At 37.4% G+C, this 9,692-nt stretch carries 10 protein-coding genes and 1 pseudogene; all 11 read right to left on the reverse strand.

What is annotated here, in order from left to right; translation table 11 throughout:
• Positions 1-316: 316 nt before the first annotated feature.
• Entirely contained in the window at positions 317-1,324 is a 1,008-nt protein-coding gene (locus BLR15_RS13355; RefSeq protein WP_092988293.1) for a sugar kinase, read from the reverse strand.
• On the reverse strand, positions 1,321-1,965 hold the full coding sequence (locus BLR15_RS13360; RefSeq protein ID WP_092988295.1) for a bifunctional 2-keto-4-hydroxyglutarate aldolase/2-keto-3-deoxy-6-phosphogluconate aldolase: 645 nt from the start codon (positions 1,963-1,965) through the stop codon (positions 1,321-1,323). The genes BLR15_RS13355 and BLR15_RS13360 overlap by 4 nt, the downstream gene beginning before the upstream one ends.
• Positions 1,966-2,071: 106 nt before the next feature.
• A pseudogene (locus BLR15_RS13365) lies at positions 2,072-2,482 on the reverse strand (SDR family oxidoreductase); the annotation flags it as partial.
• Between the two features lie 61 nt (positions 2,483-2,543).
• Positions 2,544-2,654 (reverse strand): mannonate dehydratase, encoded by a 111-nt coding sequence (locus tag BLR15_RS14345; RefSeq protein ID WP_245696817.1) that lies wholly within the window; start codon positions 2,652-2,654, stop codon positions 2,544-2,546.
• A 358-nt stretch (positions 2,655-3,012) separates the two neighbouring features.
• Positions 3,013-3,933: an NAD-dependent epimerase/dehydratase family protein gene (locus BLR15_RS13375; protein ID WP_092988297.1), complete on the reverse strand. Its 921-nt coding sequence runs from the start codon at positions 3,931-3,933 to the stop codon at positions 3,013-3,015.
• Complete coding sequence (gene hydA / locus BLR15_RS13380; protein ID WP_092988299.1) at positions 3,911-5,326, reverse strand: dihydropyrimidinase; 1,416 nt, start codon at positions 5,324-5,326, stop codon at positions 3,911-3,913. The genes BLR15_RS13375 and hydA overlap by 23 nt, the downstream gene beginning before the upstream one ends.
• Positions 5,327-5,344: 18 nt before the next feature.
• Positions 5,345-6,574 (reverse strand): M20 family metallo-hydrolase, encoded by a 1,230-nt coding sequence (locus tag BLR15_RS13385; RefSeq protein WP_092988301.1) that lies wholly within the window; start codon positions 6,572-6,574, stop codon positions 5,345-5,347.
• 29 nt (positions 6,575-6,603) lie between these two features.
• Positions 6,604-8,133 (reverse strand): NCS1 family nucleobase:cation symporter-1, encoded by a 1,530-nt coding sequence (locus BLR15_RS13390; protein ID WP_092988303.1) that lies wholly within the window; start codon positions 8,131-8,133, stop codon positions 6,604-6,606.
• Positions 8,134-8,149: 16 nt separating this feature from the next.
• The gene (locus BLR15_RS13395) at positions 8,150-8,908 is read right to left on the reverse strand and encodes an SDR family NAD(P)-dependent oxidoreductase (RefSeq protein WP_092988305.1); all 759 of its coding nucleotides are present in this window, start codon (positions 8,906-8,908) and stop codon (positions 8,150-8,152) included.
• Between the two features lie 26 nt (positions 8,909-8,934).
• Positions 8,935-9,303: a RidA family protein gene (locus BLR15_RS13400; protein WP_092988307.1), complete on the reverse strand. Its 369-nt coding sequence runs from the start codon at positions 9,301-9,303 to the stop codon at positions 8,935-8,937.
• Positions 9,304-9,458: 155 nt separating this feature from the next.
• Positions 9,459-9,692: ATP-binding protein (locus BLR15_RS13405; RefSeq protein WP_143004007.1), on the reverse strand; the 234-nt coding region annotated here is incomplete at its 5' end.

Raw genomic sequence — 9,692 nt, forward strand, 5'->3', positions numbered from 1 at the left:
GAAGGTATGTTCAAATGGCGCAAACTCAGTATCGGGAATACTTTCCACCAGGGCATTCACAGCCAGAGCGATATCATCTTCCGGAATGACGACTGCCAGATCGATTGGCAGTGTGATTTGGTTCATGTTATAATCTTTATACATAAGGTCCCTTCTTTCTTTGTTGGTGTCGTTACTTACATTGTATAAGAAGACCTTATTTTTGTCTTATATTTATATCATAAAAATTCCCCGGGGTAGAATTGTATTCTACCCCGGGGAATTCGACTTTAGGTGGGACTTTTGTCCCAACCCCAGCCCCAATTATCCTAATCTACTACCTTTTGACTTCCTGTGTTGTATCAAGAAATTTGTCCATTATAGATATATCTTCCATAATAGAATCACCACTGATTGTATGTTTGTACAGCATATTCCCCAATGCCTTCTGCAATGTTTTCTCGTGGTCTGTTTCATTTATCAGACCATGGAGGATTCCTGCTGTAAATGCATCACCGGTGCCTATACGGTCAAGGATTTCCACTTTATATGTGTTAGTTTCAACCAGACCACTCGGAGTCGAATACACCCCTTTGATAATATGTTTATTCGAATGAATGACAGTCCGCTGGGTAAAAGCGATATGGGAAACATCATATACTTCATGGATTTTCTTGAGTATTGGCTGCAATGTTTCAGTGTCCGGGTTCCGCTCAAGACCATCTTTGATGTCTTTCCCGTCTTCAATGAGTTCCAACGGTTCGTAGCCGAAAATAACATCACAATATTTTATATACTGCGGCATGGTTTTGCGTGCTTCTTCGAAAGTCCAGAGACTTCCTCTGAAATTAAGGTCTGAACTTATTTTCAACCCTATTTCACTCGCTGTCCTGACGGCCTCAAAAAGAATTTCTTGTATATCTCCACTCAGTGCGGGATTGATACCACTGAAGTGGAACCAGTCATAATCCTCAAATATCTTTTTAAAGTCGAAGTCCCCAGCCTTTGTTTGTTCAAAGCTTGAGTATTTTCTATCGTAGACCACAGATGATGAGCGTATGTTGAAGCCCTGCTCCAGAAAGTAAGTCCCTAACCGAGGGCCGTCCAGACGGATGTTGCTTGTATCTACATTATTGTTATTCAAAATAGTGACGATACGATTTCCAAATGGATTATCAGGAACAACGGTGATCATCGCAGTATCGATACCTGAGGCGGCCAGGCTCAGGGCAACATTCATCTCACTGCCGCCAATGTTCAGATTGAATTGATCAGTAGTCTTAAAAGTGCGGGAAGGCTCAGTAGACAGACGCATCAGGACTTCTCCGAATGTGATGAACTTCATAATTGGTTCCCTTCCGTAACATTTTTATAAACTGCCACAAATGCCTCAGTGTTCTGTCTGATTACTTCTGGGTTGGTACTATCATAACCTCTGGTCAGTGCACTGCCGATACCGACAGCAAAAGAGCCATTCTCGATCCACTCCGCCATGTTCTCCTTATTGACTCCGCCTGAAGGCATCAAATTTGCATGTGGGATAGGCCCTTTTATATCTTTGATGAATGAGGCCCCTAGTATTCCACCTGGGAAGACTTTAATCACATCAACACCGGCTTTCATCGCCTCTGTAATTTCAGTTGCCGTGCCGCAGCCAGGTAGATAGGGGATATGGTGCAGATTACAGAGTACTGCAACATTCGTATCCAGATGAGGACTCACTATATACTGAGCACCCCTACGGATTGCTTCATCAGCCGTTTCTCTAGACATTACCGTTCCTGCACCAACACAAATATCATTGTGTGAAGCAAAATGCTCAATCAGTTCACTTGCCCCCGGCGTTGTATAAGTAATCTCTATATTTTTAATTCCTCCATCTTTGATGCCCTCTATCATTTTAATTGTGTCTTCATAGCTTTTGCCTCTGACTACAGCAACCAGATAATTTTCATGAATTTTATTGAGTATATCGTACTTTTTCATTTGTTTTTCCTCCTTCGTATCATCTATCATGGCTGTTTGAACTCGTATCTTTTTAAAACAGACCTCAGGATATTCCTGTGGCCAACTTTTTGATCAGAATTTGAAATCATGCTGCGCTCGAATTTGCCATGAATCCGCCATCTACAGGCACTGTGATTCCTGTGACAGATCTTCGCCGTGTGGTCCTCAGCAAGCCACAGGAGCATCCCCAGCAAATCTTCAGGCTCCCCAAAACGGCGGTGTGGTGCATGATTGATATTTTTCAGCTCTGTCGGACAATGAATCGTCTTCGTTCAATAACAGATTACAGTTTTGTGTTGTCAGGAAGAAACCGGGCGCAATGGTATTTACTCTGATGCCTGCTTTGGCAAAGTGGACTGACAGCCACTGGGGTCAGATATTCTATTCCTGCCTTGGCAGCACTGTATGCCGACACTTTCGTCATTGGAGAAGGTGCAGACATGGATGAAATATTTATCACCGTGCCTCCGCGGTTCCTCATCTCTTTGGCAAACACCTAGGTAGGGAGCAGCGTACCCCGCCCGGCATGGAATACCCGGGTTTCGTTGTCTGTTTGATCAATTCTTAAAATTCATGTCGTCCACTTTTTCTTTTTCATGGAATAATGTAATGGAGCCATATTCCAGCTCTTTATATAAGCCAGTTCTTATTTGCTCAAAGACGGGCATGAAGTTGAAACAGACTACTTTGGCGCCAATTTTTGCTACATTTCTTAATTTATTTTTTTATTCGCAATATATTCATCTCTTGAAGGTATCTGCAGTTTTATATCTTCATCTACGTTAGATGCTCTCTGCCACATCAAGTTGTTTAGGTTGTATGATCGCATCAGCATCTATTGATTTTGCATAATCCAGCCGGTTCTGCTTAAAGTCGGAAATGAATATTTTTATATTAAGAAACTGGTGTTATAGATTGATACGCTGAGAATTACTACAAATAAACCGCATCGTAAGGTGATGCGGTTTATAGTTTTAAAAAATTACAGAAGGCATCTTACTTATTTTTTATCCCACACGGAGGAGATTATAGTAATTTTAAACTCTTATCATTTAAGGCGTTATAATATTCTTTTATACCGTTATCAATAGAGAAGTATGGGGCAAAACTTAGTTTTTCTTTTGCTTGGGTAAGATCAAGTGGAGGCATTTCGTCATACCCAAAACTACCAGTGCCTAAATCAAATGAGATATCAGGAAACAAATCTTTCATTACAGAGACAATTTTTTTGGTACTTGTTAAATAACCTGTTCCTATATTTAAGATTAAACCATTTGCATGGTCATTATTTATAGCTAAAAATATTGCTCTTACAACGTCTTTAACAAAAATATACTCCAGTTTTTGGTCCATACCTTTGTCTTCTTTAATATTCTCACCTTTCATCGCACGCTCTAACATATACTTAATTGGATCATGCATTAAGCGTCCCGGACCATATACAAAGGGTATTCTTAATGAAATAATATCCATTCCATGTTCCTGCGAATATATATTGGCTAGATATTCACCGCTTACCTTTGTCACTCCATATACAGAATTAGGAGTGGGTGTGAGAGATTCTTTTAATTTTCTTACTTGTTTATTATTTCCGTAAACAGCTGCTGAGCTTAAATAAATAATTTTTTCTACACCGGCAATTTTTGAAGCTTCAAAAACATTAGATGTTCCGATAATATTAGCATTTATTATTTTATTTGGGGCTTCCACAAATTGCTTAGGGTGAGAGATGCCCCCTCCATGTATAACACAATTAACTTTATATTTTTTAATAGTTGTTTCCAATAAAGAGTAATCATCGACATTTCCTTGTATGAACGTAAACTTAGGATCTATTTTTTGATTTTTATTTATATCATAACCTATTACAAAATGATCCTTTTGAATTAAATAGTCCACTAAATGACTTCCAATTAATCCACTACTACCGATTACTAAGAAGTTCATTTTTCTCAGGCTCCTGCTCAGCGTTTTTCAAAAATTTAAATTTTTTTCTATAAATATATTCTCCTCGGCCTGGGTTATCTATTACTTCTCCATTTTCGACAATTACTTCCCCTCTGGATAATACATGGTCAATTTTTCCCTGTACTTCCATGCTTTCATAAACATTATATTCTGTTCTCTGTTTTTGGGTTTCTTTCGTAATAATATTTGATGCATTTGGGTCAAATATTACTAAATCTCCATCGCTTCCAATACTAAGACTTCCTTTTTTGGGGTGTAAACCAAAAATTTTAGCAGGATTTTCACTAGTCACTTTGACAAGTTGAGATAAAGTGATGTTCCCTTTAATAACACCGAAATTATAAAGTAGTAGTAGAGTATTCTCGATGCCCGGTAGCCCATTTGGAGCTTTAGTGAAATTATCAATTCCTTTTTCTTTGCCACCTATATAAGGATGAGAGGCATGATCAGAACCAATTGTCGAAATTGTTCCTTTTTCAATTCCTTCCCATAATACCTCTTGATCCTTTTCTTTTCTTAGTGGAGGGGAACAAATATACTTGACTGCTTCTTCTTTCTTCATTTTTAAATAACTTTCATTTAATACCAGATACTGAGGACAAGTTTCTCCGAAAGCAGTCACCCCCCTCTCCTTTGCTCTTGTAAACTCTTTTAAGGCCTCTTCACAAGAGATATGGACTATATAAGTAGGTGCTCCTGTAATTTCAGCTATTCTTAAAACTCTTGAAGTAGCTTCTGCTTCCGCGGCAGGTGGTCTAGTATATGCATGATAAATTGGGTCTGTATCTTCATTTTCTAAGGCTTCTTCAATAAGTTGGTCGATTATCTTACCATTTTCACAATGTACATTCACTACTACCCCTGCTTTTTTTGCTTCTTTCATTAGTAAATATAGTTCTTCATCATTAACCATGTTTTCTTTGTATGCTGTGAATAACTTAATCGATGTTACCCCTTCGTCTACTAATTTAGGAATTTGTTTCAATACATCTTTATTGCATTTATTAATAATCGAATGAAAGCCATAATCTATTAATGAAGATTTTGCTTTATTCTTCCAATCATATAAATCTTCTACGAATGACTGGGACTTTTCAGGGTCTGTAAAATTGATTAATGTAGTTATCCCACCAGAAGCAGCAGCTTTAGTACCGCTTTCAAAATCGTCTAAAGTTCCTTCAATAGCTAAGTGGGCATGGGCATCGATTAATCCAGGTAAAATGTACTTGTTTGTAGCGTCTATGACAGTGTCGTTTTTATCATCATGAATCTTATCAGAGATCATGGATATTTTACCGTTGTCTACCTTTAAATCAGCTTTGAAAATTTCAGAAGTCGTAACCAAAGTCCCATTCTGAATAATTGTAGCCATTTTTATTCCTCCTACTGCTTATCGATTAACATAGTATAAAGCTGTTTCCATTAACAAATCAGTTCCCGATTTTATATCTTCTGGTTTGGCGTATTCATCTGGATTATGGCTCCCATTTTCAGATCTAACAAATACCATTGCCATATCGGTGATTTCTGCCATTAGTTGTGCATCATGACCTCCACCGCTAGGCATTTCAAAAGTAGAGATACCTAATTCTTTGCTCTTCTTTTTCATAGTATCCAAAATATGCTGTGCAGAGAGCGCAGGATTTGCCTTTAACTTGCTTTTTAATTGATAACCTAAATTTCTCCTCGTTGAGATTTCTTTTACTTTTGCTTCCAACTTTTTGAGAATAGCTTCTCTTCTCTCATAATCCGTATCACGAATATCAATAACTGTTGAAACTCTTCCCGGGATGATATTAACTTGGCTAGGAATAACTTCCATTGTAGCTGCTGTTCCCACAGCATTACCTCCATACTCATTAACAATTTCTTCTACTGCCAAAGCTGTTTCACTGGCTCCAAGTAAAGCATCGTATCTTAAATCCATTGGTGTCCCTCCAACATGATTTGCTTCGCCATGGAAAGTCACTTCAGTTAAAGATAAACCAGTAATACCTGTTACTATCCCTACAGGGATGTCTTCCCGTATTAAGATAGGACCTTGTTCGATATGCATCTCAAGATACAAATCAAACTCTTCTTTATTTCTAATCGCATTTGATATGTTGTCTGGATCTAATCCAAAATCTTTCAGCACTTCATATCTTGAATTACCTTTATCATCAGTTACTTCAAGATCTTTTTTCAACAAATTCCCTACCATGGCTCTACTACCAAAGACTCCACCGGATTGGAATCTGGACCCTTCTTCTTCGCAAAAAGCTATCACTTCTAATGATCTTTTATTTGTAATACTTTCTTCTTTTAAGTGTTGTACGACTTCAATTCCTCCAAGAACACCTATGACACCGTCATATTTTCCTCCATTATCAACAGAATCAATATGAGATCCTAAAGCAATTGCTTTTAATTCAGGATTTGTACCTTCTTTTCTACCAATTAAATTACCTGCTTCATCCAGTCGAACAGTCATTCCTGCTTCTTCCATCCAATTTGTAACTAAATCTAAGCCTTCTTTATATTCTTTGGTCAAGGCTATTCTGCTGACCCCACCTATTTCAGTTTTTCCTATCTGAGCGAGTAATTCAATCCGTTTTTGTAGCCTATCTTTACTAATCAAAACTTATGACCTCCGTAATTTTATTTGTACTATACAGTTTCTTCTTTTTCTAAAACGTTTCCTGATCTGATTGTTTCATTTTTAACGATTTTCCCTCTCTTAGGCCACATTATAACTGTATAAGTAATCGCTGCCACTCCTACACCTATGAACCAGTTAAAATCATATAAATAACTTAACTGAGGTATAAAAAGACCTATAAAAGCGGCAAAAATACCTAGTCCGAATGCTATAAAACTTTCTTTATTCCATCCTCCATATACGCCGTCATGTCTGTATAAGTTGCTTAAATTATACTCAAATCGACGTATTATAAAAAAGTCCACTAACATAATACCTAGAACCGGTGCCATAGTAGATCCGATAGCTCCAAGGACTACATCCATAGCTCCGCCTTCTTCATACCACAACCAAGGAGCTGAAATAACACCTATTATTAAAGCGATAAATCCTGACTTTTGAAAATTTAGTTTCTTAGGCAATAAATTGGTTAAATCATATCCTACGGCAATAGCATTTGTTGCTATGTTCGTCGACAACGTAGCAATAAATATAGCGGCTGCACCCACAATAACTATAATAGGGTTATCAAATTCAGCTAGTATATATATTGGATTTGTAATCGGTTCGCCATATACACTCATAGTTCCAAAAGTAGTAATGAGAGCCATTATTGAGAAAAGAATAAACATGATCGGCATCCCAATACCCTGACCAATTATATGATCTTTTTGAGTTCTAGAATGTTTTGTGATATCAGCTATATTTAACATCAATGTCGCTACTGTACCAAGAAGCGCAGTCATGCCTATAAAGAATGTTGACCAAAATTCAGTTCCTGAAAGAGTCGAAGGAGTCGAAGTGATATTTCCCATTCCTCCAGTAGAATTTAAAGCCCATATAACCAGACCGATAGAAACTATCATTATTACTGGGCCTGCCCATCCTTCAAAGCGCCTAATTCTACCCATTCCATTTTTAATAACATAGGCATGGATAATGAAGCTGAACGCTAAAGCAAGAAATTCATTTAAACCTAACCCTAAAATATTAATTTCTCCTAAATTTGCCCATCCTTGAAAAGTAGAACTAAGTATAACGTTTACTGCCATACTACTTATGTACATATGGACACCAAACCAGAAAACACCTAATCCAGCTCTCAAAAATACAGGTACCTGCGATCCCTTTGTCCCAAAACTTGCTCTAATTAATACGGGAAATGGGACTCCATATTTCGCTCCTGAAAAACTGTTGAGTAAAATAGCTATAAAAGCTATAAAATATGCAGTAGATACACACGCAAGGGCTTGCCAAAAACTCATTCCTGCAGCTATTAAATTAGCAGCAACTTCCCATGCTACTATATTCGCTACTATCCCCATCCAAAGAGCTGAAAAATTCCACCATGTCCAATTCTTATTCTTTCCTTCAACTGGAGCCAGATCAGAATTATATAAAGATGGATCTGGACTCACACCGTCAATCAATTTTTTTCGACTGCTCATTTCATTCTCCCCTTTGTTTAAAATTAAAACTTTGAAATAAACCGCTTTCATAATTGAATATTCAAATTTATAGCATCACATCGCCGCTATTTGGGCCTAATGTTTGACCTGTGTATAAATCACCATCCGGACTGGAAGCTAAAAAGACTGCAGTAGGCGCCACCTCTTCGACTTCCCCCAAACGAGGGATTACTAATTCTTTCATTTTCTCCTGTTTCCATGTTTCGCTTACCTCATTCATTAGTGAGGTTTCAATGGGGCCGGGCGCAATACAGTTAGCAGTAACGCCATATCTCCCTACTTCTCTGGCAACAGATTTAGTAAAAGCTATAACCCCAGCTTTTGCTGCCGCATAATGGCTATGTTCAACGCTTCCTTTTTGTCCTACTTGCGAAGAAATGTTTATTATTCTTCCAAATTCTTGAGAAACCATAAAAGGGATAACTGATTTTGTAGTCAGAAAAACGCTTTTTAAATTCACATCCATCATTCGATCCCAGTTAGATACTTTCATATCTTGAAGTAAAGATGGAGTAGAAATCCCAGCGCTATTAATTAAAATATCAATCTTCCCATATTTTTTTACGGTATTAGAAATTAACTTCTCTGAAACTTCTTCTTGAGAAATATCTCCTTCCGTTATAATTACCTTATCTGCGTACTGATTCATTTCCTTTTCAAATGTTTCTTTTTCTTCATCATTTCTAGCTAAGTAGTTTAATGACACTTTGGCTCCTTCTTGAAGAAATGCCAGTGCTATAGTATAACCGATACCCCCGCCCGGTCCTGCGCCTGTTATAACAGCTACTCTATTTTCTAGTTTCAACCCTCTCACCTCTGAAAATTTATATATTATAATTCTGCAATTGCATCAATTTCTAAAGGTATACCTTTTAAATCACAACCAATAGTCGTTCTTACCGGTAAGTTATCAACGAAAAATTCCTGATAAACTTTGTCGTATTCCTTGAAGTCGTCTACATTGGTTAAATATGCATTAACCTTAACAACATCTTCTAATTTGGCGCCTCCTGCTTCTAAAACATTTTTAATGTTTGTTAACGATAGTCTTGTCTGCTCTTCTACTGTTTTGGGAATTTCCCCTGTTTTTGGGTCCACAGGAGTTTGGCCAGCAACATAGATTCTGTTATTAATTTTAATTCCTTGTGAAAAATGCCCTCCTGGTGTTGGCGCGTTCTCCGTCTTAATAATTTCTTTCATTTATAAATTTCTCCTCTATAATTAAAGTTTTTTAGTATAATTATTTTGTAAGTTTTACATCATCTTGGTTACTGTCAACGGCAATTTAAAAATGTAGGTTTATGGCAATTTAGAAATGTCGGTTTTCGGCAATGCAATTTGTGGATGAATGTTGTCTAAGTTTGTTTCATTCGGTATGATTTACCTTTGATTTTATAAATCTTTACATGGTGTACCATTCGATCCAGAATCGCTGCAGCTGTTTCCGGACTCCTGAATAATTCACCCCATCCAGAAAGTGAGATATTGGTGGTGAAAATGGTTGAATGGGTTTCATACCGCATGTTCAGTAATTGAAAAATCAAGTCGGCTTCATGTCTCTGAATGGGCAAGTAGCCGATCTCATCAAT

Origin of the sequence: Lacicoccus qingdaonensis (genome assembly GCF_900101075.1) — a bacterium.
Classification (GTDB): Bacteria; Bacillota; Bacilli; order Staphylococcales; family Salinicoccaceae; genus Lacicoccus; species Lacicoccus qingdaonensis.

Bases quoted from the DNA above. Each gene is read 5' to 3' on its own strand.
- BLR15_RS13355 (WP_092988293.1), bottom strand. From the start codon at position 1,324: ATGAAGTTCATCACATTCGGAGAAGTCCTGATGCGTCTGTCTACTGAG.
- BLR15_RS13360 (WP_092988295.1), bottom strand. From the start codon at position 1,965: ATGAAAAAGTACGATATACTCAATAAAATTCATGAAAATTATCTGGTT.
- BLR15_RS14345 (WP_245696817.1), bottom strand. From the start codon at position 2,654: ATGCCCGTCTTTGAGCAAATAAGAACTGGCTTATATAAAGAGCTGGAA.
- BLR15_RS13375 (WP_092988297.1), bottom strand. From the start codon at position 3,933: ATGAACTTCTTAGTAATCGGTAGTAGTGGATTAATTGGAAGTCATTTA.
- hydA (WP_092988299.1), bottom strand. From the start codon at position 5,326: ATGGCTACAATTATTCAGAATGGGACTTTGGTTACGACTTCTGAAATT.
- BLR15_RS13390 (WP_092988303.1), bottom strand. From the start codon at position 8,133: ATGAAAGCGGTTTATTTCAAAGTTTTAATTTTAAACAAAGGGGAGAAT.
- BLR15_RS13400 (WP_092988307.1), bottom strand. From the start codon at position 9,303: ATGAAAGAAATTATTAAGACGGAGAACGCGCCAACACCAGGAGGGCAT.